Genomic DNA, 24,145 nt, shown 5'->3' with positions numbered 1-24,145 from the left:
CCATAGATTATCTTAATTACCCTAATCATTTGCCTATATAAAACTATTATTGTAACTTCCATGAAACAATAATAGAATCACTATTAAAGCGATTATACTTCCTATTTGAATAACTTGCAATGCTTTCCTGCTAAACCTACAATTTTTAAATAAAGTACCGTTATTCTAAAATATTTAAAGTTTATCTTGATCCTAACAATACGTAAATTCCACTACTAGTTTGCAAGTAAACGCTGTAACCCACTCCACAAAAACTATACCTCATAAGGTATTAACAACCCTATTATGTAATACAAAAACAAGGACATTAGAACCGCATTTCTACAGTCATAATGTCCTTATCATAATGCTATAATTAATCAATTTACTTGATCAATTATAAGCTCTTTCATTAGTTCGGCTATTCCAAATATTAATTATAGCTCAGATGTCTCTATTTACAAACCACATTAATGATTCTACCTGGAACGTAAATTTCTTTTACAATGGTTCCTGTAATTTTATCAAGAATCATTTCCTTACCTGCTAATATGGCATCTTCCTTTGATACATCAGCAGGAAGCTTAACCACTGCCTTTGTCTTACCATTTACTTGAACTGCGATCTCAACTTCATCATCTTTCATTGCTTCCTGGTCACACATAGGCCACTGATCATGGAAAACAGAATCGGTTCCACCAAGCTGGTTCCATAATTCCTCTCCGATATGAGGAGCAAATGGAGCAAGTAAAACCACGAAGGTCTTAAGTGTCTCTTTATCAATGCCGCCTGTCTTTTTGGACAATTCAATGAATTTATTGTTATATTCCATGAAACCGGAAATTACAGTATTTAAATTAAACTGATTGAATCTCTGGTCAATATCAAAAATCATCTTATTACGAAGACGGATCATGTCTCTGGTTGGCTCTATGTCCTTTTTGCTGCTTTCTGCAACTAAATTCCAGAAACGGTTTAAGAAACGGCTGACTCCTTCAATTCCTCTGTCATCCCATTCTGCATCCAAATCTGGTGGTCCAACAAAAAGCTCATACATACGAAGGGAATCACAGCCATAATCACGAACCAGTTCATCAGGAGAAACTACATTTCCTTTTGACTTACTCATCTTAATTCCATTCTTACCAGTAATCATACCCTGGTTGAACAGTTTTACGAACGGCTCATCAAAATCTACCACTCCAATGTCATTTAAAAACTTGGTGTAGAAACGGGAATATAAAAGATGAAGCACTGCATGCTCTACGCCTCCGATATACATGTCTACTGGAAGGAATTTATCTGCTTTTTCTCTGGAAACCAGTTCATTGTCATTGTGGCTATCTACATAACGAAGGAAGTACCAGGAAGAACCAGCCCACTGTGGCATGGTATTGGTTTCTCTCTTAGCTGCACCACCACACTGAGGACAGGTAGTGTTTACCCATTCTTCGATGTCTGCTAGAGGTGATTCTCCTGTTCCAGTTGGCTGATAGGTTTCAACCTCTGGAAGTGTGAGTGGAAGCTGATCTTCTGGAACCGGTACATTACCACAATGTGGGCAATGAATGATAGGAATTGGTTCTCCCCAATAACGCTGTCTGGAAAATACCCAGTCACGAAGTTTGAAGTTTTCTGTTTTCTTGCCAAGACCTCTCTCTTCAATCATGGCAGGTGCTTCTTTTTTAAGAACGGAAGATTCCATGCCGTTCCATTCTCCGGAATTGATCATGATTCCGCTGGCATCGGTATATGCTTCTGTCATGTTCTCAATTTCTTTTCCGTCCTTTGCAATAACCTGGATAATCGGAACATTATATTTCTTTGCAAAATCAAAATCTCTATCATCATGAGCTGGTACACACATGATAGCACCGGTTCCATAATCAGCAAGAACGTAATCAGAAAGCCAGATCGGCACCTTGGCACCATTTAACGGATTGGTGGCATAACTGCCGGTAAATACGCCAGTCTTTTCCTTGTCCTGAAGACGGTCTACGTTGGATTTCATGGAAGAATCATAAATATAAGCCTCCACTGCTTCCTTATTCTCAGGAGTAGCAAGGGACGTTGCAAGACCATGTTCTGGTGCCAATACCATAAAAGTAGCACCAAATAAAGTATCAGGTCTTGTGGTATATACGGTAATCGCTTCGTCTCTTCCTTCTACCTTGAAATCGATCTCAGCGCCGTAAGATTTACCAATCCAGTCGGTCTGCATCTTTTTTACTTTATCCGGCCAGTCCAGCTTATCTAAATCATCTAACAATCTGTCTGCATAAGCAGTGATCTTTAACATCCACTGTCTTAAATTCTTCTTTGTTACAGGAGTTGCGCAACGCTCGCAGCAACCATTTACTACTTCTTCATTGGCAAGACCTGTCTTACAGGAAGGACACCAGTTGATTGGGAATTCCTTTTCATAAGCCAATCCCTTTTTAAACATCTGAACAAAGATCCACTGAGTCCACTTGTAAAACTTAGGGTCTGTGGTATTAACTTCCATATCCCAGTCATACACTGCTGCAATCTCATTGATCTGACGTTTGATATTTGATACATTTTCTGCTGTAGATTTTGCTGGATGAACCCCCATCTTAATGGCATAATTCTCTGCCGGAAGACCAAATGCATCCCAGCCCATAGGATGGATCACATAATGTCCTTTTAAAATCTGATAACGGCTCCACACATCAGAAATTACATATCCTCTCCAGTGACCTACATGAAGACCGCTGCCTGACGGATATGGAAACATATCCAAACAATAATATTTTGGTTTTTTTCCATCATTAATATTGATGGGGGCCTCCGCCCAGTTCTCGCGCCATTTCTTTTCAATGGCACTGTGGTTGTAAGATGTTGCCATAACATTTCCTCCTTTTAACTAGGGCTATCCCTTTCATTTAATGTCTGAGGAGCAAGGACAAAGAGTCTGGCTTGCCAGACCCTCGCACTGACACGCTGCCACGATCGTGGCAATCTTCCTTATGCGTGTCATGTGCATCCCGCCCGGTAGGGCTTTTTGTGTAATAAGACATGATCTCCTGTTACACAAAAAAAGCGCCTCAGGCCATTATAAAATCAGCCATAGAGACGCAGATTCATCCGCGTGGTACCACTCTATTTCATACAATACTCGTATGCTCTCAATTGGATATGAAATTCATATCCTCCCGTTATAACGGTCGGGTTTCCGGCAATACCTACGCAGAAAAAGATATTTTTCCTTCAGTACGCTACTCAAAGGCCAGTTCAGCAATCGTCCCCAACCAGCTCTCACCTACCGCTGGCTCTCTGCATGCTTCAGACTGCTTACTACTCCTAATCACTGTATTTTTGCTAACTGTAAATGTAACATAATAGAAGTACTGTGTCAACCGCATTTTACCGTATTTCTGAAAGAACAAAGGTCGCGGTAGAAAGTAGGAAAAAGAAAATCATACCGAAGTTTAAGAACAAAGTCTTAAAGCTTCCCCTTCCCCAAGTCTCTTTTTGCCCCGGCTGGAATATAAGGTTTTTTCGGTTTTGAAAGAAAATAACGATGCCTGCTGCCACAGCCATAAGCATAATGATTGAATAAATGGGAATCAGCCACCTAACTTCCTGAACCTTTAATCCAAGTATGGAACCAATGAAATTGATTGCCATATGAAAAAGGATTGTATAACGGAGTTTTCCCGTGTGTATGTAAATATATGCAAGTACAATGCCAATAAAAAACGCATAAAAAAACTGATAAAAATTGCCGTGGCTAAGTCCAAAGATAAAACCAGACATAATGATAGCCGCTTTGTCACCATAAACTCTTACTCGGTCGATTAACACCTTACGAAACAAGATCTCTTCAAAAATAGGTGCCATAATTACCATGACAAGTAAAATTGCCCAGCCGCTCAGACCATTTAAAATCTCTGTCACAGGGTTCACCATTGGTCTTCCCTGCAAAACAGATACCACTTTCATCAATGCAAGCCCCATTAAGTTGCCAATATATAAACCACTCATGCAGACCAAAAAGCCTGCAAAAAGTGTTTTTGCACTTACTTTTTCAGAATTCGTACTTAGAGTCACAGGCATACTACGGATAATGAGATACGAGATTCCACCTCCCACTACATAATTAGCCAGTGAACTAACAACTATGTACCAGTTTCCTATGGGGATATGAATGTTAAAGATTGATAACACTGCAATAAATACTCCAAATCCTAACTGCAATAAAAGAGTTGTGGCTATGAAAGCCCCATACCCAAATCCAATTCTGGAAAATGCCTTTACTACCTTTTTTTTGTCTTCCACGATTGATTGATACCTCCTGCTAGTTGTTAATAGTCTACCATAGTTGAGGCAAAAGCGCAATTCTTCTAGCGTTACAGGAGCTTTTAAGACACAATAAGAGGCGGCAAATGTTTGCCGCCTCGCAACTAACTATTTCCTTTGATTCTATGATATTAAGCAGTTCCTTTATCAACTTTTGAGGCCCGTTCTTCCACCTCTCTCTTCTGGATATCTCCAGGAGCTAGTTCGTAACGGCTAAATTCATATTCATACGTTCCCATACCGCCGGTCATAGAACGAAGATCCGTGTTATAACCAAACAGTTCGGAAACTGGTATATCCGCTTCAACAATCTGCTTTCCGTGATGGTCCGAATTCATACCAAGAACACGGCCTCTTCTCCGGTTTAAATCTCCCATGACATCTCCGGTAAATTTATCAGGAACTCTTACCTTAAGGGAGGCAATTGGTTCTAATAAAACGGGGTTTGCTTCCATAAATCCTTTTTTAAAGGCAGTAGTGGCCGCCATCTTAAAAGCTAATTCAGAAGAATCTACCGGATGGTAGGAACCATCTAAAAGCGTGGCCTTAAGCCCAACCACTGGATAAGCAGCTAACGGTCCTTTTAACACACATTCTGCTATGCCCTTTTCAACCGCAGGGAAATAGTTTCTAGGTACGGATCCACCAAAGACACTTTCCTCAAATATATAAGGTTTTTCCAAGTTGTCGGAGGGTTCAAAGGACATCTTAACATCTCCATACTGACCGTGTCCTCCGGACTGTTTTTTATATTTTCCCTGAACCTCTACTTTTTTGCGTAAGGTCTCCCGGTACGCAAATTTAGGCTTGCTCAGTTCGATTTCAACTTTATAACGGTTTAACAGCTTGCTAACAGCTACCTCAAGCTGCTGATCTCCAATGGCACACAATAGGGACTGGCGATTCTCTGTATCGTTTACCACCTTTAGAGTCCAATCTTCTTCCGTTAGCTTTGATAAAGCATTCGAAACCTTATCATCATCTCCTTTGGTCTTTGTGCGATAGCGCATGTAGGTATAAGGTGTTGATATCTCTGGTTTATGATATACAATAGGAGCAGAACGAAGAGCTATGGTATCTCCGGTCTGGGTGACGTTAAGTTTTGAGACTGCTCCAATGTCACCTGCTCTTAATTCAGAAACTTCAATGGCTTCCTTTCCTCTTAATACATATAGTCTTCCGAGCTTCTCTTCTGAGTCCTTATTTACATTAAATATGATAGAATCCGGTTTTAATGTTCCGGTACAAATTTTAAGAAGAGAATATTTGCCGATAAATGGATCTACGACGGTCTTAAACACTCGAGCCGATAAAGAAACATTATCATTATATTTGGCAGTGAATCGTTCTCCTGTGGATATATCCACACCAATGCATTCGTAATGATCTGGAGCAGGGAAATATTTATCAATTGCCTGAAGCACCATCTTTGCTCCCTGAGCATTAAGGCCTGACCCTAACATGACCGGAACAATGTTGCCTTCAGTGACGTGCTCCCTAAGAGCAGATGATATCTCATCCAGGGTGAATTCCTCCCCTGTAAAATAACGTTCCATGTATTCTTCGCTAGTCTCTGCTACCGCTTCCATAAGAGCTTCTCTGGCAATTACCAAGTTCTTTTGACTGTACTCCGGAATCTCACATTCCACGTAATCACTGTTGACCGTAAAGCGTCTTCCTGCCATCTTTACTACGTTGACAAAACCGATAAACTTCTCATTCTCACGAATGGGAAGATGGAAGGGTGCAATTTTTCTTCCAAATTCCTTTTCCAGCTTTAAGAGTAGTTCCCGGAAGCTGGCCTGATCATCATCCATATTGGTCACAAAGAAAAGTCTAGGAAGCTTGTACTTCTCACACATCTCCCATGCCTTATATGTCCCAACTTCAATTCCTGCTTTGCAGTTAACAACAATTACGGCTGCATCCGCTACACTGATGGCCTCTTCGACCTCTCCTACAAAATCAAAATACCCGGGAGTATCAAGCAGGTTAACCTTTATGGGTCCATCTTCTCCTTCATACTCCAAAGGAATCAGAGAAGTGGAGATAGAAAACTGTCTCTTGGTCTCTTCTTTGTCATAATCGCTGATGGTATTACCATCGATAATTTTACCCATTCTGCCAATGGCTCCGGTCACGTATGCCATCGCTTCAGCCAGTGTGGTTTTACCGGCTCCCCCGTGCCCTAATAAGGCAACGTTGCGGATCTGTTTGGTTCCATACACGTTCATAAGCATTCCTCCTGTTCCGTATTTAAGTCTATGATAATATTTTACTAAAAATGTCGTATAATTGCAAGCATGTCAGGCAATTTGCACAATTATTTTTCGACATTTTTCTTTTTCTGCAAAAAAAAGAGGGCTAAGCCCTCATTCTCAGTTAATCTTATTCATAAAAACTTTTGTTCAGTTTCCCACTAGATTCAAAATAATAATAGGCCTGTCCGACATAGGTTGGACCAGTGACCATATGACCATCAGCCTCAAAATAAAACCAATCATCACTAACTTGCTGCCAGCCTGTAACCATGTAACCATCCTGATCAAAATAGTACCATATGTTTTCCACAGCTCCAAAGCAGCCCCTTGCATAGGAACCATCGCTGTTTTTTAACCTCCAGCCGTCTAATTCCTTCTGCCAGCCAAACGCAGAAGCGTCTGAATTTGTCTGAGCATAGGCTTCCATCTGAACAGGGGTCCCGGACATACATGTCATAGCTCCAATGAAAAGCATACAACATGTCCCATAGGCAGCCAGTTTTTTCCATAATGTTCTCATATCTATCCCTCCACCTGTTTTATCTATTATATCAGACAATCCGCTTAGTGATCAAGTATACTTCGTATCTTTCCTTCCGCCTGCTTAAACCACAGATCCTGAGGATTAATAAATAGTAGGTAATTGATCTTTCCAAGAAGGGAAAACAGATAGTGACGCTCTATTTCTGGTTTAGGCTCTTCTCTCCCCGTCATTGTAATATGAGACTTCACTCCATATTTCAGGCAGTAATACACCTCTTGGCGTAGCCTCCTTCTGTAATCGGGTGAAACATGGGGTCTTTCATTGACCACAATTCCTGTTACCGTCTGTCTTCTTCCAGAGGAAAGAATCTTGGTTTTCTCCCGATTTAAGGCAAAGCCCATCGCATCTAAAAATCCAGATACTTTATTGATCACATGTCCAGGCTGAAAATCTCCTGAAAAGGTCATATCATCACAATATCTTGTATACGAAATATTCTTTTCTTCACACCATACCTTCATATAATCATCAAATGGCTTCATAACCAGATTGGAAATAACAGGGGAAGAAGGCGCTCCTTGAGGAAGATAATCATGATAACAGCAAAGAGCTGTCAGCAAAGTTCCCACAGTTGGTGGAAAATACTTGCTGGAAAATGCGCCATTTAAAACCATGGGAAACGTAATGCTTCCAAAAAAATCTTCTATATCTAGCTTAAGCACCAATCGCTTCCCTGTATGAATCGAAGCATTCTTAAGCACAGAGGTTCCTTTGCAATACGCAGACGCACAAGAAGATAATTCAAACCCAGACAATACATTCCTTGCAATGTTTCTCTGAATCATCTTTAATAAATCATCCGGTACTAAAAGCTGGCGCTTTGTTCCATCACTTTTGGGTATCATAGCTGTATGGTAATGGCGTTCCGTATGATTGCTGACTCCATAAAGGCATGCAATTACTTTTTGATCCGGCCAGTCCTCGCCCAAAAGCTGAAAAGATAATAACATGTCCTGGCAATGCTTTTTTGTACTATATTTCCAAAGTTCAGTCTGATACATAGGCCAAATCCCTCCGCTCTGTATGTAATCTAGAAATATAACAGCAGAAGCAATACTAAAATGATACCGTAAGATGCGAAGATGTACGCGCGCATGTCTTGCACATGCGTATGCACATGCAATGTGCGGAAGTACTTCGCAGCAGATTGCGGTCTATTGTAACCCTATGATAATCCGAACAACGACTCGCTGCCCAGCCGGCAGTTTTACCGGAAAAACTATAACTTCTGCTGTTATGTCAAATATTCTATCACATAATATTTTTTTAATCCATCCTTTTCATGGCAATGTATGGTCTAAATACGAATATGCGTTAAAGTGTTAAACTTTAAAGTATAAAAGCGTTGACAACGAGGATATCATCAGATACAATGGGGATTAAATATTTGAAAAAAGGGAGAACATAGATTATGATAATCATTATGAAGCCTAACGCTTCCGAGGAAGCTGTACTTAAAATCAAACAAATCATTGAGGATAATGGTCTTCAGGCTCACTTATCCAAAGGTACCCAAGTCACCATCGTCGGAGTGGTTGGCGACAAATCAAAGCTCCTTAGCGCAAACATCGAGCTCATAGAAGGAGTTGACAAAATTGTGTCTGTTACAGAATCTTACAAATTAGTAAATAAAAAGTTCCATCCTGATGACTCCGTTATCTCTGTGGGAACTGCTAAAATTGGCCCGGGACACTTTACCATGATGGCAGGTCCATGCGCCATTGAAAATCACGATATGCTTTTAGAAACTGCTTTCGCTGTCAAAAAAGCTGGCGCACAGTTTTTAAGAGGTGGCGCTTACAAGCCAAGAACTTCTCCTTACGCATTCCAAGGCCTTGAAGAAGAAGGTTTAAAATTCATGCAAGAGGCAAGAGAGGCTACCGGTCTTAACATCATTTGTGAAGCTACTAGTTTACGTTCCCTGGAAACTGCGGTAAAATATGTAGATATGGTGCAGATTGGCGCCAGGAACATGCAGAATTTTGAGCTTTTAAAAGAAGCTGGTAAGGCAGGTGTCCCTGTCCTTTTAAAGAGAGGGTTATGTGCCACCATCGACGAATGGCTCAATGCGGCTGAATACATTGCCTCAGAAGGAAATCCTAATATCGTTCTTTGCGAACGCGGCATTCGTACCTATGAGACTGCCACCAGAAACACCTTAGACATCAGTGCGGTTCCTGTAATCCGTTCTAAGAGCCATTTACCAGTCATCATTGATCCAAGCCACGCAACCGGCGTACGCGCTTACATCGAACCAATTTCAAAGGCATCACTGGCAGTTGGAGCCGATGGACTTATTGTAGAAGTACATCCATGTCCAGCCTGTGCATTATCAGACGGTCCTCAGTCCCTGACCTTTGAGCAATTTGATCATCTGATGGACGAACTTAGGCCTTACGCAGAACTCTCCAGGAGGAATACGAAATGAGTGAACCTTCCATTGCCTTTATCGGGCTTGGTTTGATTGGTGGCTCCATTGCCAAAGGAATCAAGCGTGAACACCCCAAATCCAAAATCATGGCTTACATGCGCTCCAAGTCAAAGCTATTAAAGGCTCAGGAGGAAGGAATTGTTGATGTGGTCCTAGACGGAATCGGGGAAGAATTAAAAGAATGTGATTTGATCTTTCTTTGTGCTCCTGTGGAATACAATGCGAATTACTTAGAACAGATTAAGCCCTATCTCAAATCGGGAGCCATTATAACCGATGTAGGCAGTACTAAGACAGATATACACGAAGCTGTGATTCGTGCTGGTCTGGAGCACTGTTTTGTCGGAGGGCATCCTATGGCTGGCTCTGAAAAAACAGGATATGAAAATTCCTCTGTACATCTTCTTGAGAATGCTTATTATATCATCACGCCTACTGCCCTTTCCTCTGAGGATCAGGTAAACCACATGGTTGATATGGGGAAATCAATCGGTTCCATTCCACTTGTAATGGATTATAAGGAACACGACTTCGTTACCGCTGCCATCAGTCATCTCCCACATATTGTAGCTTCCAGTATGGTAAACCTGGTAAAGGATTCTGACAACAGCCAGGAGTTGATGAGAAGGCTCTCTGCCGGTGGATTTAAGGATATAACCCGAATTGCCTCCTCCTCACCAGAGATGTGGGAGCAAATCTGCATGACCAATAGCAATAACCTTTCTCTCATTTTAAAGCGCTACATTGACTCCTTAAACGATATCCTTAAGGTGCTTGAGGCGAAGGACAATCAATATATCTATCAATTATTTGAAACATCCAGAGATTACAGGAATTCTTTTTCAGAGAAAGCAACCGGTCCCATTGAATCGGATTATTTCTTTACGGTAAACATGGCAGATGAAGTAGGAGCGATCTCCACATTGGCGGTTATTCTTGCGTCAAAGGGCATTAGCATAAAAAACATTGGCATTAATCATAACAGAGAACATGGAGAAGGTACTTTACGGATCGCATTTTACGATAAAGAATCTATGGACAACGCCTGGAAACAGTTGGAAAAATATCATTATGACTTAATACCGAACTAAGAGAGGTACTTTATGAAATTTACAAAAGCCTCCCCTTTAAAGGGAGAAATCACCATCCCAGGGGATAAATCCATATCTCACCGAAGCGTTATGTTTGGCTCCATTGCAAAAGGAACGACTGAAATCAGCCATTTTCTTTCCGGTGCCGACTGTCTCTCTACCATCTCTTGCTTTCAGAGCATGGGTGTTTCCATTGACATAAAGGGAGACTCCGTTATTGTAGAAGGAAAGGGCCTGCGTGGTCTAAAAAAGCCAGTCGATACTCTTGACTGCGGCAACAGCGGAACTACCACTCGCCTGATTTCTGGCATCTTGGCTGCTCAGAACTTTGACGTCACACTGACCGGTGACGATTCCATTCAAAAACGTCCTATGAAGCGAATCATGGAGCCACTATCCCTCATGGGAGCACAGATCACGAGTATAAAGGACAACGGCTGTGCACCTCTTTCCATCAGTGGTAAAAAGCTTCATGGCATTCACTATACCAGCCAGGTTGCTTCTGCCCAGATAAAATCTTCTATTTTATTAGCTGGCCTATATGCAGAGGGTGAGACAACGGTAACCGAGCCGTATATATCCAGAAATCATTCAGAAATTATGTTAAAATACTTTGGTGCTGATGTAAAGACTGAAGGAACCACAGCATGCATTGCTCCTCCAAAGGAATTATATGGCAACAAGATTAAGGTTCCGGGAGACATCTCGTCTGCCGCTTTCTTTATCGCAGCAGGGCTTATGATTCCTGGTTCTGAGATACTCATCCGTAACACGGGCATTAATCCTACCAGAGATGGCATCCTCTCCGTATGTCGTGATATGGGGGCTAATATCACCCTTTTAAACGAAAACACGGATTCCGGGGAACCAACGGCAGATATTCTAGTCAAATACTCCTCTCTCCACGGTACCACCATTGAAGGAAGTATCATTCCTAGACTTATTGACGAACTTCCTATGATTGCTGCTATGGCTTGCTTTGCGGAAGGGGAAACAGTAATCAAAGATGCAGCTGAGTTAAAAGTGAAAGAATCCAATCGAATTGAAGTTATGGTTCAAAACTTAACAGCTATGGGAGCCGATGTTACAGAAACAGAGGATGGCATGATTATTCGAGGCGGGAGACCCCTCCACGGTGTTGTCATTGATAGCAAGTTAGATCACCGAATCGCCATGACCTTTGCAGTCACCGGTTTATGCGCAGAAGGTGAAACAGAAATTCTGGGAGCGGACTGCGTAAATATTTCATATCCAGGCTTTTATAAAGATCTGGAAAAGCTGGGACATTGATTTCAAAGATAACAATTATTTGATGGTAATTATATATCTTAACTTTATGGGATCACGTGAAAACACGTCTTGTCTTGATACGGCTTTGTAAGCCACCAAGACAAAACGTGTTTTTGTTTTTGTATTCCATTTTAACATTTAATTTATTAGAAAACAAACTTTTTTTAAAAGAATCAAAACACTTCGATGTGACATATCTTCATTGCATTTAGCGCGTTTTCATGGCTTTTGGGGGTAACTCCAGCACAACAGGAGGAATCCACACGAATGGGAATCTCCGGTTCAAATGCCTTTAAAAGAAGGGCATTTGAAATTACACAGATATCCGTGCATAGACCAATAAGCTCGATAGAATCATATCCTTTATCTTTGATAAACACACCTAATTCTTCACTGCCAAATGTGTTTTTCTCAAATCGTTCTCCTTTATAACTCTTAAGTGAGTCGTGAAGCTCCCAGCCATTACTTCCCCGAGCGCAGTGTAGAACCGGAAGATTTTTCCCTTCTTGAGTCTCCAGATAGTTTTCTTCGTGAGTGTCCAGCGTAAAAACCACCTCGTCATCTAACGCCAGATATTCTTCTATCTTCTTCTTTACTTTTGGAACTATGTTTAAAGCTTCTAAGGTTCCAAGGGAACCGTCGATAAAATCATTTTGCATATCCACAACAACTAGTAATCTTTTCATAAGTAAAAACCTCCAGTCATATTTTGATTTCTTTTTCTAATCATGCAAACAATCCATGGTATGTGCGTATATTATAACAAATTACTTATGTAATATGCAAGTCTTCTAGGTGCTTCCAGGAATGGAAATATACTTATAGACGATTTTTCAAATATATATTGACAAAATGACTTTAACGCATTAAGATAGTGACTAATAAAACAAACCGTTGAAAAAGAGAAGTAAGCTTTACCTGCAATATTTCAGAGAGCCGCCGGTGGTGTGAGTGCGGTATAGAGCGGATAGCCGAATGGACTTTTGAGGGCAGCCTTGAACCTAGTGTTTTGTAGGGGCTGACGGATTCCACAACCGTTATTACTAGTGGCATATATGTCTGTATATGATAAGTGGACTTTTTTAAAGTCAAATTGAGTGGCACCGCGGATTGTATAATTCGTCTCAAGTACGTTTATTTACGTACTTGAGACTTTTTTTTATTTTATAGGAAAATTCTACGAACTCCCCTATAAAATAAAAAGCACTCCGTGCAGGATGCACATGACGCTTAAGAGGAAGATGTCACTAAAGTGACAGCGCGTCAGCGCCAGAGCCTGACAAGTCAGACTCTGTCTTGTTTCACGATATTTAATCTTCAATCAACCAATTAACAAAAATCAATGAAGGAGGATATATTTTATGAAAAAATCTGTTAAACTGTTATTAATCTCAGCAATTGCTGCTACTGCTCTCTCTGCCTGTTCAAAAGCTCCAGAAAAAGGTGCTGCAGGTTCCAAAGATGCAAATTATACCATAGGTGTGGCTCAATTTGCAGAACATGGATCACTGGATAACTGCCGGGAAGGTTTTATTCAAGGCCTAAAAGAGGAAGGTATTGAGGATGGCAAAAATCTTACAATCATGTATGAAAATGCTCAGGCCGATGGTGGCACTGCAAGCCAGATTGTAAATAACTTTATTGCTAAGAAAAGCGACCTTATCTGCGCCATTGCAACTCCTATGGCTCAGGCAGCATACAGCGGCGCAAAAAAAGCAGATATACCAGTTATCTATACTGCTGTCACAGATCCCGTAGCCGCAGCATTGGCGAAAGAAGATGGAGGTTCTGTTGGAGAAATTACAGGAACCAGTGATAAACTTCCCGTAGAAAAACAGCTTGAGATGATTCGCAAGATACTCCCTCATGCAAAAAACATTGGAATTCTCTATAGCACAAGTGAAGTGAATTCAGAAACCACCATTGCAGAATATAAAAAAGCCGCTCCAAATTATGGCTTTGAAATCGTAGAAGGACCAATCTCTGCTTCTGCTGATATCCCTCTTGCAACCGACAACCTCTTAGGAAAAGTGGACTGTTTAAATAACTTAACCGATAATACGGTTGTCAGCTCTCTTCCACTTATTATAGATAAAGCTGGCAAGAAAAACATACCGGTATTTGGAAGTGAAATCGAGCAAGTTAAAATCGGCTGTATCGCTGCCATGGGACTTGATTATGTAGATTTAGGCAAGCAAACTGGCAAAATGGCCGCTAAGGTTTTAAAAGGTGAGGCAAAAGCAAGCGAGATAAAGTATGAAGTGATCAAAGATGCAGCATTCTATGGTAATACAAAGGTAGCGGAAAATCTTGGAATCACCTTACCAACCGAACTTACAGATTCTGCAGCTGAGCTTTTTAAAGAAATTAAATAATACGACAATTAATAGAAACATATTGGAGGAAGTCATATCATGTCAATTATATTTGGCGTTATAGAAGAAGGCTTGGTTTATGCCATCATGGCACTGGGCGTTTACATTACCTATAAGATCCTGGATTTTCCAGATCTGTCTGTGGATGGTACCTTTCCACTGGGAGGCGCAATCACCGCAGTTTTAGTTTTAGCTGGAGTCAACCCTCTCATCGCTTTGCTCCTCGCTTTTATTGCAGGCGCTTTGGCTGGGTGCATTACAGGTATTATCCACGTAAAATTAAAGGTAAGAGATCTTTTGTCGGGTATTATTGTCATGACTGCACTTTACTCCGTTAACTTAAGACTTGTGGGGAAGTCTAATGTGGCATTTTTTAATAGTGACTCTATTTTTGAAAATCCATTTATCAACAAGATTATGCCTCAGGGACTTTCTGAAGTAAGTGTAATTGCTATACTGGTAGTTATTGTGCTGATTGTTAAAATACTTCTTGATTTATTTTTAAAGACCAGATCCGGCTATCTTTTAAGAGCTGTAGGGGATAACGAAACACTTGTTACTTCACTTGCCAAGGACAAAGGAACTGTTAAAATTCTGGGCCTTTCCATTGCTAATGGGCTTGCTGCCCTGGCTGGATCGGTTTATTGTCAGCAAAATGGGTTCTTTGACATCAGTATGGGAACCGGTACTATCGTAATTGGTCTTGCCAACGTTATCATTGGAACTAAGCTACTAAAACGGTTCGGTGCCATAAAAGCAACAACTGCCGTAATCGTTGGTTCCATCGTTTACAAGGCCTGTGTATCACTTGCAATCTTCTTTGGTATGGAGGCTTCCGACTTAAGGATTATTACCTCCGCTCTATTTTTAGGAATACTGGTAATAAGCAACGGAAGAGAAAAGAAGGTGAAAAATCATGCTTGAACTTCGTAACATCAATAAATATTACAATCATGGAACAGTCAATGAGATGTGCCTGTTTGAGAACTTTAAGCTGACCATAGAAAATCAACAATTTGTATCTGTAGTAGGAAGTAACGGTTCTGGCAAGACCTCTCTTTTAAACATTATTTGTGGCAGCATTCCTTTAGACAGCGGTTCCATTCAAATTAACGGCACAGATATCAGCAACATGCCAGAGCATAAACGCCTTCGACGTATTGGTAGGGTTTATCAGAACCCATCTGTTGGAACTTGTCCCAATATGACGATTCTTGAGAATATGGCAATTGCAGATACCAAGGGTAAGCCTTTTAACCTGCTTCCTGGTACCAACAAAAGCCGCATTGATTTTTACAGGGATCAGCTTCGCTCTCTAGGTCTTGGTCTTGAAGATAAGATGCATATAAAGGTAGGTGTATTATCAGGAGGACAACGACAGGCTATGGCCCTTCTCATGTCCACCATGACGCCGATTGAGTTTTTGATCCTTGATGAACATACTGCCGCATTGGATCCCAAAACTGCTGAAATCATCATGGAGCTGACAGATCAGATTGTAAAAGAAAAACAACTGACCACCATCATGGTAACCCATAACCTACGCTATGCGGTGGAATATGGAAACCGTCTTTTGATGATGCATCAGGGCAATGCTGTGATTGACAAGGCCAATGATGAGAAAAGCAGCTTAAATATAGAATATATTTTAGAAAAGTTTAATGAAATCAGCATTGAATGCGGGAATTAATTAAAAAACGATACAAAAATACGCCTTAATCTGGCTTACACAGCCGCTTGGTGTGCTCCTGTCCATAAGACAGTGATCACGCCAATGATTAAGACGTATTTTTTGATTCCATATTATAATAGTAATGCAATACTTCTTATCTACTCATCTCACTTTGAGGCCCTTTATCATTATGTTCCCGTATTACCGTATTAACCTCACTTAAATCTGAGGTTGGCAAATCTCCAGGAATGGTATTCTTTAAAGCTGCAGTGGCATTGCCGTACTGAACTGCTTTCATGCAGTCACCACCGCTGCTTAAGAGACCATAAAGCGCTCCCGCAATATAGGCATCTCCGCTTCCGATTCGATCTACTACATCAATGTTGTGATATGGATCTTCTTCGTAATATTCTCCTCTGGAGCCATCGTATATAACAGATCCAAAGGTATGGCTTTTGGGGCTATGTACGATTCTTTGAGTGGAGGCTACAATGGAAATTGGATATTCTTCTGTAAAGCTCTTCATCATCTCTTTGACGGTTCCCTCTTTTTTAAAGGTCAGTCTAGCCGTATCTTCGGAGCAAAAGAAAATATCTACATAAGGAAGAATCTGCTCGATGCATTCCTTCGCCTCTTCCCCTGTCCATAAATTGCCACGGAAATTTACATCAAAGGATATAATTGTTCCGGATGCCTTAAATTTTTGAATCATATCTATGGCAGTCTTTCTGGTATTTTCACATAGGGCAAGAGTTATGCCTGTTGTATGAAAGCAAGTAGTTGCTTTGTACATATCGTCTGGAAATGAATCTTCATTAATGTAGACAAAGGAACTGTTCTTTCTATCATAAACAACCTTAGGTTTTCTTGGATATGCACCATACTCATAGTAATAAAGTCCCAGTCTTGCATTGGAACTCTCATCATAAACAAAATAATCATCGCTAATTCCATAGGAACGAACTTTATTCTTTGCAAATTTACCCATATCGTGAGCCGGAAGTTGGGTAACCAAACCGGTATGAAGTCCTAAAAGGGCTGCACCTACTGCAACGTTTAACTCCGCTCCCCCAACCTGTTTCTGAAAGGAATCGCCTCTGACAAGCCTCTCCACACCTGCCGGAGACAGACGCAAAAGCAGTTCACCAAGGGTTAATAAATCAAATGGTCTGTCGCTCATACTGATATTTCCTCCATAAGTTTTAAAAAAGGGGGTCATTCAACATGACCCCCAATGTTTTATCCCTATTTAAATGGCAGGATTTAATTCTATCCTGTCTTAAAACAGCCGATCCGTGATTATCTCTGAACACGACCTGATCCGTCTCCGCCTGCAAGAGTCTCAACATCTTCTCTTGTTACCAGGTTGAAATCTCCAGGAATTGTGTGCTTTAATGCAGAAGCTGCTACTGCATACTCAAGAGCACCCTTAAAGTCTTTTTTGTCAACCATTCCACAGATAACGCCTGCTGCGAAGGAATCTCCGCCGCCTACACGATCTACAATAGGGGTAACATGATATTTTTTGGAGTGATAGAATTCACGGCTTGCACCATCCATGATACATGCAGACCACCCATTATCAGATGCAGAACGGCTCTCACGTAAGGAGCTTACTACATACTTAAAGCCAAATTTGTCGATCATCTGATTAAAGATATCTACATATCCCTGTAATTCAAGTTCTCCGCTTGTTACATCTGTATTACCTGGTTTAAATCCAAGAACTTTTTCTGCATCCTCTTCATTACCAATACAAACATCAACATACTGCATTAAGTTTGTCATAACCTTCTGCGCTTTTTCAGAAGACCATAATTTCTTACGGAAGTTTAAATCTACAGAAACAGTTACGCCATGAGCCTTAGCTGCCTTTAAAGCTGCTTCAGTCAGTTCAGCAGCGCCGTCGCTTACTGCTGGTGTAATTCCAGTAAAGTGGAACCAGTCAGCGCCTTCAAAGATCTCATCAAAGTTGAAATCAGAAGCTTGTGCTGTAGAGATAGAAGAATGTGCTCTATCGTAAACTACGGTAGAAGCTCTCATAGCGGAACCTGTCTCTAAGAAATAGATACCAAGTCTCTCTCCGCCTCTAGCTACATGCTTTGTTCCTACATTATATTTTCTAAGTGCTGCAACTGCACATTCACCAATTGGGTTCTTTGGTACTGCAGATACAAACTCAGCTTCATGTCCATAATTTGCTAAAGAAACAGCTACGTTAGCTTCTCCGCCGCCGTAGTTTACATCAAATTCATCTGCCTGAATAAATTTTTCGTTGTTCGGGGTAGATAATCTTAACATGATCTCGCCCATGGTTACGATCTTTGCCATTGTGTATTCTCCTTAATTTCTGATGTTTGTTTTTTATTTGCGTGCTGCTTCTACTGCTTCAACAAATTCTTTTGCTTTTGCAGTAACTGCTGCGAAATCGCCTGTATTAGCGCCCTTTGTTAAACTGCTTCCTGTACCAACTGCATATGCGCCAGCTTTGATCCATTTGTCAACATTATCAACATCAACACCACCAGATGGCATGAAATCGCCCTGTGGAAGAGGTCCTTTAAAGGAGCTAATTGCAGATGGCCCCATGATATTGCCTGGGAAGATCTTGATGATGTCACAACCAGCTTCTAATGCTGTGATCGCTTCGGTTGGAGTCATAACACCTGGAAGCATTGGTACTCTGTAACGGTTGCAAAGTTTGATTGTATCTACGTTTAAGCCAGGGCTTACTACGTAATTTGCACCTGCAAGGATGACTGCTCTTGCTGTTTCAGGATCAAGTACAGTACCTGCACCGATAACAACATCCTCATTACTCTTATATTTTTCAGACATTTTTGCGATGAATTCCACTGGGTTTCCTTCATCCATGGTCATAGTGATTTCAATAAAATTAATACCGCCTGCGATGATAGCGTCAACTAATGTTTCACCCTGCTCTAAGTTCTTTGCACGAACAACAGCTACAAGGCAATCTTTTTTCATCTTAGATAAAACTTGTTCTTTTTTCATGATTCTTGCTCTCTCCTTCTCTTAATTCGCATATACGAATCAACTTCATATTTACGATTCTTATATTTGAATATTAATCGTTTCTATTGATTTTGTCAACAGGTATTCCTCATATTTTTCCAAGATAACCTAATAACCTGGAAACCTCCATTGCCTTTTCCGATATCATGTTTCCAAGAGCAACATAGTCCTCCGCAGGCTTATAAAGCGTGGACATACTGATGGCTCCTAATACATTGCCTCCCCGGTCAAATATGGGGGCGCCGACACACTGCATATGCTCTTCCATCTCTCTTGCGTCAAAGGCATATCCCCTCTCTTTCACCTCTTCAAGTTCTTGAAGTAGTTGGTCTCTGTCCTTTATAGTACGCTCGGTAAACGGAGTAAATTTGATCCGGCCGATCATCTGCTCCCTCTTTTCTTCGTCACTGTATGCTAAAATAACTTTTCCAAGGGAGGTGCAGTACATAGGATTTCTTGACCCGACGGTTGCTGTGGTGATAATCGGGTTTTCCGGCTCAAACTTGCATATGTATACCACATGATGGTCGGAGGGCACTCCAAAGAAGATTGTCTTCCCTACTTCTTTCGCAAATGCCTTTAATATTGGTTCTATGGTGCCTATGAAATTCAGATTGTTTGTATAATTGACTCCTATGCGGTAAGACATTAAGCCTATGGTATAATTTTGCTTTTGCCCTCGCTTAACATTTATCATTCCCATCTCTGCAAGGGTGGTCACAATATCATAGGCACTTGTCTTAGGCAAATCCAGTTTTTCACAGAGATCGTCTAATGTGGCACCTTCCGGTGACCGGGAAATAAGCTTTAATATTTCCACTGTTCTTTGGGTGGTTCTATTGAGTTTCATAGCTTGCCTCCATTTCTCCATCTTAGTATACTCCTTAGGAACAAAATAATGCAAGTCAATTTTCGCATATACGAAGTTTTTGAAAGCATTTACATTTTCGTACTCATTTACTAGCATATTTATCGAAAAAAATAAATCAGGGATTGTATTATACATCATAATTAGGTATAATAAGTGAGGTATGTAAATACTTACAATTACGGAGGTGTTGCTTTTGAATATCTATGATGTTTCCAAACATGCCCACGTTTCAATTGCCACCGTTTCACGGGTAATTAATGGAAATCCTAATGTCAGTGAAAAGACCAGACAACGGGTTGTTGCTGTCATGGAGGAGCTGGGTTATACCCCTAACGTATTTGCAAGAAGCTTGGGGCTTAATACGATGAAGACCATAGGTATCATGTGCTCTGACTCCTCAGACCCATGGCTTGCGGAGGCTATTTCCTATCTTGAGAAAGAGCTTAGAAGCAATGGCTATGATTCCATCCTCTGCTGCAGTGGTTATCTTCCTGAAACAAAGAAGAAATACTTGGAACTCCTTTGTTCTAAGCGGGTGGACGCCATTATTTTAACTGGTTCCCATTATATAGAAGCAAAAGCAAAGGACAATGCTTATCTGTTAGAGGCGGCGAAGGACATCCCTATTATGCTAGTCAACGGCCATCTCGATGGGGAACAGATCTATAGCACAGTCTGCGATGACCAGGCGGCGGTATACGATGCTGTAACAAAACTGATTCAAGCTGGACGTACCTCTATACTTTACCTTTATTCCGGCAACTCTTATAGTAATTTATTAAAACTTTCCGGGTATCGTAAAGCATTGGAAGATGCTGGTTTACCACTTCGTGATGAGCTTTTGGTACTTTGCCCAAAGGATATCGACTCCGCTATGGAGCATCTTAAGCTTCTTTCCTCAAAAGGAATTCATTTTGATGCAGTCTTTGCTGCAGAAGACATTTTGGCTGTCAGTGCGGTCAAATATGGAGATCAGTCCGGTCTAAAGATTCCAGAGGATATTAATATAATTGGTTATAATAACTCCATTCTGTCAAGATGTACGACTCCTGAGATCACTTCTGTAGATAATAAAGTGGAAGCCATCTGCACCACTACGATTCATACTTTGATGAAGGTGCTAAACAATGGAAACGTACCGGCAAAGACAACCATAACACCGGAGTTAGTCAAACGAGGTACTACTAATTTTTAATCATATATACAAGGAGGACTCACTAACATGAAACAATTTATGGACCAGGATTTCTTACTGTCTAACGATTCTGCAAAATCCCTTTTCCACACCTATGCAGAGAAAATGCCCGTTGTGGATTACCATTGCCACATCAATCCTCAGGAAATCTTCGAAGACCGCAAGTTCGACACCATGACTCAGGTATGGTTGGGCGGTGACCATTATAAATGGCGCCAGATGCGTTCTAACGGTGTGGACGAAAGATATATAACTGGCGATGCTACAGATCGTGAGAAATTCCAGAAATGGGCAGAGACACTTTCAAAGCTCATCGGCAACCCTCTCTATCACTGGAGCCACTTAGAACTTCAGAGATACTTTGGCTATACTGGTTATTTAAACGGCGATACCGCTGAAGAAGTATGGAATTTATGCAATGAAAAGCTTCATGATGCTTCTATGAGCGCACGCAATATTATCAAACAGTCTAATGTAACTGTTATCTGCACCACGGACGATCCTGCGGATACCTTAGAATGGCATCAGAAGATTGCTGCTGATTCTTCTTTTGACACTAAAGTTCTTCCAGCTTGGAGACCGGACAAGGCTATGAACGTAGAGAAACCAGATTTTAGCTCCTACATTGCTAAATTGTCAACGGTAAGCGGTATGGAGATTAAGGATTTTGCATCCTTAAAGGCTGCTCTTATTAATCGTATGGAATTCTTTAAGAACCAGGGCTGTTCTGTTTCTGACCACGCACTTGAGTATGTTATGTACGTGCCAGCAGATGACGCTGAACTGGAAGCAATCTTTGCAAAAGGTCTTTCTGGAGAGACTATCTCAAAAGATGATGAACTGAAATACAAGACTGCATTCATGTTATTTGCCGCGAAAGAATACAACCGCATGGGCTGGGTAATGCAGCTTCATTATGGCTGTAAGCGTGATAACAATGCAATGATGTTTGAAACAATTGGTGCTGATACCGGCTTTGACTGTATCAATAACTACGCTCCATCTGCTCAGATGGCAGATTTTTTAAATGATCTAAGTGCTACCAACGAGATCCCTAAGACCATTATTTATTCCTTAAATCCAAATGACAACGCTTCCATCGGAACTATCCTTGGCTGTTTCCAGAGTGAATATCCAGGAAAGATCCAGCAGGGTTCTGCATGGTGGTTTAATGATCATAAGACAGGAATGACAGAGCAGATGACTTCTCTTGCAAACCTTGGCTGTCTTGGTAACTTCATTGGAATGTTGACTGATTCCAGAAGCTTCTTATCTTACACAAGACACGAGTATTTCCGCAGAATCCTCTGTGAATTAATCGGTGGCTGGGTAGATAATGGAGAATATCCAGATGATCAGAAAGCATTAAAAGAAATCATCGAGGGAATTTCCTATAATAACACAATCAAGTATTTTAACTTTTAATGAAAGAAATCCCCCCGGAATGCGACAAGCACTTCAGGGGGATTTCTTATTTTTATCTATGGGCTGGTCATTATTTCAAGGATTTTCTCCGCTGTTTTTGCTCTGCCTACAGGACAGGCTGTAGTTGGAGCACTGCCTTCCGCAATGGCCTTAGCCAGCGCATCACAGCCCGCATAGCCGCATCGGCCGCAGTTAATCCCCGGCAGTGCCTTTCTTACCAAACCTTCTTTATGGTCAGTCTCTAATTTCAATTTCTCGCCGGCTATGCCAAGGAGTAATCCAATGAAGAGACCCGTAATACCTAAAACAGCAGCTGCATAAAGCATACCAGTTATCATGTCAATCGTTCTCCCTCCTTATATCAACCCTGCAAACCCAAAAAATGCAATTGCCATAAGTCCTGCTGTTATTAAAATAATAGGAGAACCTTTAAAGGATTCAGGGATATCATTATATTTAATTTTCTCCCTGATTCCTGCCAGCATGACGATTGCTATTGTAAAACCAACGGATATACCGATTCCATTTACAACGCTTTGTATGATTCCATAGTTTTTTGAAACATTGGTAAGAGCCGCTCCAAGCACTGCACAGTTGGTAGTGATTAGTGGCAGATAGATTCCCATGGTCTTATGAAGAGGCGGCATGTTTTTTTTCATAAACAGCTCAACAAGTTGAACAAGAGCCGCAATCACCAGAATAAATGCCATAGTCTGGAGATATTCCAGATGAAGATTTACCAAAATTCCATTGTAAATCATACTGGTAACCAGGGAGGAAATAGTGATGACGAAAACCACCGCGGCTCCCATTCCAGATGCAGTTTTTACGTCTTTTGAGACCCCGAGAAACGGGCATAAACCAAGAAACTGACTGAGTACTACGTTGTTCACCAGAGCAGCGCCCACAGCAATTAACAACAGTTCTTTCATCCTTTTATCCTCCTATTCTTTCTTATTCCCATGGTTTCCAGCTACCAGACTCTTCTTCCCAGAAAGTTCCCCGCAGGAGCCGCAGCCCACACTACAGGAGCCAGATCCGCCATTGGTTGCCGATGGAGCCTTGAATTTGTTTTGTAAAGCAGTGAGTACGGCAAGGGCAAAGAACGCACCTGGCGCCAATACAAAAGCAGTAATGTGATATTTTTCTGGTATCACCACCGTGCCTAACACGGAACCTGCACCAAGAATCTCACGAACAAAACCAATTAAGGTCAAAGCAATGGTAAATCCGATCCCCATGCCCAGTCCGTCAAAAGCTGAGAGTATCACATCATTCTTAGAAGCAAAAGACTCCGCCCTGCCTAAGATGATACAGTTTACCACAATAAGCGGAATGTATATTCCAAGTGCGGTATAAAGAGACGGGATATATGCCTGTAAAAGCATCTGTACCGTCGTTACCAGAGTGGCAATAATCACAATATACGCTGGTATCCGAATATTGTCAGAAATGATCTTACGGAGAAGTGAGATTAATATATTGGAAAACATTAATACTAAAGCTGTTGAAATCCCCATTGCAAAGCCGTTGATTAACGAAGTAGTAACAGCTAGGGTGGGACACATGCCAAGCATCAAGACAAACGTAGGATTCTCCTTTCCTATGCCATTCCATAAGCGTTCCATATTCTGATTTTTCATCTCTTCACC

Annotated in this window: 20 protein-coding genes, 1 pseudogene and 2 other annotated features; of the genes and pseudogenes, 8 read left to right on the top strand and 13 right to left on the bottom strand. The window is 41.1% G+C overall.

The features are described from left to right. Nucleotides 1-433: 433 nt before the first annotated feature. The 5 genes from leuS to BET01_RS18055 all read right to left on the bottom strand — a co-directional run bounded on the left by leuS (nucleotide 434) and on the right by BET01_RS18055 (nucleotide 8,108). Nucleotides 434-2,848 carry a leucine--tRNA ligase gene (gene leuS, locus BET01_RS18075; RefSeq protein WP_120198268.1) on the bottom strand — a complete coding sequence of 805 codons (2,415 nt, stop codon included), beginning with the start codon at nucleotides 2,846-2,848 and terminating at the stop codon, nucleotides 434-436. 220 nt (nucleotides 2,849-3,068) lie between these two features. After that, nucleotides 3,069-3,320 (bottom strand) — a binding site (T-box leader). Nucleotides 3,321-3,366: 46 nt separating this feature from the next. Then, nucleotides 3,367-4,281, bottom strand: a complete 915-nt coding sequence (locus BET01_RS18070) for a CPBP family intramembrane glutamic endopeptidase (protein ID WP_120198267.1) — start codon at nucleotides 4,279-4,281, stop codon at nucleotides 3,367-3,369. 152 nt (nucleotides 4,282-4,433) lie between these two features. Next, nucleotides 4,434-6,536, bottom strand: a complete 2,103-nt coding sequence (locus tag BET01_RS18065; RefSeq protein WP_120198266.1) for an elongation factor G — start codon at nucleotides 6,534-6,536, stop codon at nucleotides 4,434-4,436. 154 nt (nucleotides 6,537-6,690) lie between these two features. Next, nucleotides 6,691-7,083, bottom strand: a complete 393-nt coding sequence (locus BET01_RS18060; RefSeq protein ID WP_120198265.1) for a hypothetical protein — start codon at nucleotides 7,081-7,083, stop codon at nucleotides 6,691-6,693. A 44-nt stretch (nucleotides 7,084-7,127) separates the two neighbouring features. Then, on the bottom strand, nucleotides 7,128-8,108 hold the full coding sequence (locus BET01_RS18055) for a reverse transcriptase family protein (RefSeq protein ID WP_120198264.1): 981 nt from the start codon (nucleotides 8,106-8,108) through the stop codon (nucleotides 7,128-7,130). 410 nt (nucleotides 8,109-8,518) lie between these two features. On the opposite strand from BET01_RS18055, the gene aroF reads away from it, so the two are divergent. The 3 genes from aroF to aroA are packed head-to-tail and all read left to right on the top strand — an operon-like array spanning nucleotide 8,519 to nucleotide 11,919. After that, entirely contained in the window at nucleotides 8,519-9,535 is a 1,017-nt protein-coding gene (gene aroF, locus BET01_RS18050; protein ID WP_120198263.1) for a 3-deoxy-7-phosphoheptulonate synthase, read from the top strand. Beyond that, a complete protein-coding gene (locus BET01_RS18045) occupies nucleotides 9,532-10,629 on the top strand; it encodes a prephenate dehydrogenase (protein ID WP_120198262.1) in 1,098 nt (365 codons plus the stop codon). The genes aroF and BET01_RS18045 overlap by 4 nt, the downstream gene beginning before the upstream one ends. Nucleotides 10,630-10,641: 12 nt before the next feature. Further along, nucleotides 10,642-11,919 (top strand): 3-phosphoshikimate 1-carboxyvinyltransferase, encoded by a 1,278-nt coding sequence (gene aroA, locus BET01_RS18040; protein ID WP_120198261.1) that lies wholly within the window; start codon nucleotides 10,642-10,644, stop codon nucleotides 11,917-11,919. A 173-nt stretch (nucleotides 11,920-12,092) separates the two neighbouring features. On the opposite strand, the gene BET01_RS18035 is transcribed toward aroA, so the two are convergent. Beyond that, nucleotides 12,093-12,605 (bottom strand): cysteine hydrolase family protein, encoded by a 513-nt coding sequence (locus BET01_RS18035; protein WP_120198260.1) that lies wholly within the window; start codon nucleotides 12,603-12,605, stop codon nucleotides 12,093-12,095. A gap of 199 nt (nucleotides 12,606-12,804) precedes the next feature. Further along, nucleotides 12,805-13,049 (top strand) — a binding site (T-box leader). A gap of 231 nt (nucleotides 13,050-13,280) precedes the next feature. On the opposite strand from BET01_RS18035, the gene BET01_RS18030 reads away from it, so the two are divergent. The 3 genes from BET01_RS18030 to BET01_RS18020 are packed head-to-tail and all read left to right on the top strand — an operon-like array spanning nucleotide 13,281 to nucleotide 15,984. After that, nucleotides 13,281-14,294 carry an ABC transporter substrate-binding protein gene (locus tag BET01_RS18030; protein ID WP_120198259.1) on the top strand — a complete coding sequence of 338 codons (1,014 nt, stop codon included), beginning with the start codon at nucleotides 13,281-13,283 and terminating at the stop codon, nucleotides 14,292-14,294. A gap of 36 nt (nucleotides 14,295-14,330) precedes the next feature. After that, a complete protein-coding gene (locus BET01_RS18025; protein WP_207667653.1) occupies nucleotides 14,331-15,218 on the top strand; it encodes an ABC transporter permease in 888 nt (295 codons plus the stop codon). After that, entirely contained in the window at nucleotides 15,211-15,984 is a 774-nt protein-coding gene (locus BET01_RS18020; protein WP_120198257.1) for an ABC transporter ATP-binding protein, read from the top strand. Before BET01_RS18025 ends, BET01_RS18020 begins: the two co-directional genes overlap by 8 nt. Before the next feature lie 136 nt (nucleotides 15,985-16,120). Here BET01_RS18020 and BET01_RS18015 read toward each other — a convergent pair whose 3' ends face one another. The 4 genes from BET01_RS18015 to BET01_RS18000 all read right to left on the bottom strand — a co-directional run bounded on the left by BET01_RS18015 (nucleotide 16,121) and on the right by BET01_RS18000 (nucleotide 19,852). Beyond that, a complete protein-coding gene (locus BET01_RS18015; protein WP_120198304.1) occupies nucleotides 16,121-17,146 on the bottom strand; it encodes a sugar kinase in 1,026 nt (341 codons plus the stop codon). Between the two features lie 119 nt (nucleotides 17,147-17,265). Next, entirely contained in the window at nucleotides 17,266-18,297 is a 1,032-nt protein-coding gene (locus BET01_RS18010) for a sugar kinase (protein WP_120198256.1), read from the bottom strand. Between the two features lie 33 nt (nucleotides 18,298-18,330). Further along, complete coding sequence (locus tag BET01_RS18005; RefSeq protein WP_120198255.1) at nucleotides 18,331-18,981, bottom strand: bifunctional 2-keto-4-hydroxyglutarate aldolase/2-keto-3-deoxy-6-phosphogluconate aldolase; 651 nt, start codon at nucleotides 18,979-18,981, stop codon at nucleotides 18,331-18,333. Nucleotides 18,982-19,090: 109 nt separating this feature from the next. Further along, entirely contained in the window at nucleotides 19,091-19,852 is a 762-nt protein-coding gene (locus tag BET01_RS18000; RefSeq protein ID WP_120198254.1) for an IclR family transcriptional regulator, read from the bottom strand. 214 nt (nucleotides 19,853-20,066) lie between these two features. On the opposite strand from BET01_RS18000, the gene BET01_RS17995 reads away from it, so the two are divergent. Together BET01_RS17995 and uxaC are read left to right on the top strand one after the other, a co-directional pair. After that, nucleotides 20,067-21,068, top strand: a complete 1,002-nt coding sequence (locus BET01_RS17995) for a LacI family DNA-binding transcriptional regulator (RefSeq protein ID WP_120198253.1) — start codon at nucleotides 20,067-20,069, stop codon at nucleotides 21,066-21,068. 27 nt (nucleotides 21,069-21,095) lie between these two features. Then, nucleotides 21,096-22,493, top strand: coding sequence for a glucuronate isomerase (gene uxaC / locus BET01_RS17990; protein ID WP_120198252.1), 1,398 nt, complete (start codon nucleotides 21,096-21,098; stop codon nucleotides 22,491-22,493). 68 nt (nucleotides 22,494-22,561) lie between these two features. On the opposite strand, the pseudogene BET01_RS17985 reads toward uxaC, so the two are convergent. The 3 genes and pseudogenes from BET01_RS17985 to rsxE form a co-directional block, all read right to left on the bottom strand. Further along, a pseudogene (locus BET01_RS17985) lies at nucleotides 22,562-22,831 on the bottom strand ((Fe-S)-binding protein); the annotation flags it as partial. Nucleotides 22,832-22,849: 18 nt separating this feature from the next. Next, nucleotides 22,850-23,425 carry an electron transport complex protein RnfA gene (locus tag BET01_RS17980; RefSeq protein WP_120198250.1) on the bottom strand — a complete coding sequence of 192 codons (576 nt, stop codon included), beginning with the start codon at nucleotides 23,423-23,425 and terminating at the stop codon, nucleotides 22,850-22,852. Between the two features lie 12 nt (nucleotides 23,426-23,437). Beyond that, nucleotides 23,438-24,136 carry an electron transport complex subunit RsxE gene (rsxE, locus tag BET01_RS17975; protein WP_120198249.1) on the bottom strand — a complete coding sequence of 233 codons (699 nt, stop codon included), beginning with the start codon at nucleotides 24,134-24,136 and terminating at the stop codon, nucleotides 23,438-23,440. Nucleotides 24,137-24,145: the final 9 nt, after the last annotated feature.

This window comes from Lacrimispora algidixylanolytica (assembly GCF_003609635.1).
Taxonomy (GTDB): domain Bacteria; phylum Bacillota; class Clostridia; order Lachnospirales; family Lachnospiraceae; genus Lacrimispora; species Lacrimispora algidixylanolytica.
The sequence above is the reverse complement of the archived record's forward strand: the minus strand, read 5'-3'. Positions and strand labels throughout refer to the sequence as shown.

What these genes read in the sequence shown, in the direction of transcription:
- BET01_RS18020 (WP_120198257.1), top strand. Translation starts at nt 15,211, where the DNA reads ATGCTTGAACTTCGTAACATCAATAAATATTACAATCATGGAACAGTC.
- BET01_RS18065 (WP_120198266.1), bottom strand. Translation starts at nt 6,536, where the DNA reads ATGAACGTGTATGGAACCAAACAGATCCGCAACGTTGCCTTATTAGGG.
- BET01_RS18035 (WP_120198260.1), bottom strand. Translation starts at nt 12,605, where the DNA reads ATGAAAAGATTACTAGTTGTTGTGGATATGCAAAATGATTTTATCGAC.
- BET01_RS18010 (WP_120198256.1), bottom strand. Translation starts at nt 18,297, where the DNA reads ATGGCAAAGATCGTAACCATGGGCGAGATCATGTTAAGATTATCTACC.
- BET01_RS18030 (WP_120198259.1), top strand. Translation starts at nt 13,281, where the DNA reads ATGAAAAAATCTGTTAAACTGTTATTAATCTCAGCAATTGCTGCTACT.
- BET01_RS18005 (WP_120198255.1), bottom strand. Translation starts at nt 18,981, where the DNA reads ATGAAAAAAGAACAAGTTTTATCTAAGATGAAAAAAGATTGCCTTGTA.
- BET01_RS18060 (WP_120198265.1), bottom strand. Translation starts at nt 7,083, where the DNA reads ATGAGAACATTATGGAAAAAACTGGCTGCCTATGGGACATGTTGTATG.
- BET01_RS18000 (WP_120198254.1), bottom strand. Translation starts at nt 19,852, where the DNA reads ATGAAACTCAATAGAACCACCCAAAGAACAGTGGAAATATTAAAGCTT.
- BET01_RS18015 (WP_120198304.1), bottom strand. Translation starts at nt 17,146, where the DNA reads ATGAGCGACAGACCATTTGATTTATTAACCCTTGGTGAACTGCTTTTG.
- aroA (WP_120198261.1), top strand. Translation starts at nt 10,642, where the DNA reads ATGAAATTTACAAAAGCCTCCCCTTTAAAGGGAGAAATCACCATCCCA.
- aroF (WP_120198263.1), top strand. Translation starts at nt 8,519, where the DNA reads ATGATAATCATTATGAAGCCTAACGCTTCCGAGGAAGCTGTACTTAAA.
- BET01_RS17980 (WP_120198250.1), bottom strand. Translation starts at nt 23,425, where the DNA reads ATGAAAGAACTGTTGTTAATTGCTGTGGGCGCTGCTCTGGTGAACAAC.
- BET01_RS18055 (WP_120198264.1), bottom strand. Translation starts at nt 8,108, where the DNA reads ATGTATCAGACTGAACTTTGGAAATATAGTACAAAAAAGCATTGCCAG.
- uxaC (WP_120198252.1), top strand. Translation starts at nt 21,096, where the DNA reads ATGAAACAATTTATGGACCAGGATTTCTTACTGTCTAACGATTCTGCA.
- BET01_RS18045 (WP_120198262.1), top strand. Translation starts at nt 9,532, where the DNA reads ATGAGTGAACCTTCCATTGCCTTTATCGGGCTTGGTTTGATTGGTGGC.
- leuS (WP_120198268.1), bottom strand. Translation starts at nt 2,848, where the DNA reads ATGGCAACATCTTACAACCACAGTGCCATTGAAAAGAAATGGCGCGAG.
- rsxE (WP_120198249.1), bottom strand. Translation starts at nt 24,136, where the DNA reads ATGAAAAATCAGAATATGGAACGCTTATGGAATGGCATAGGAAAGGAG.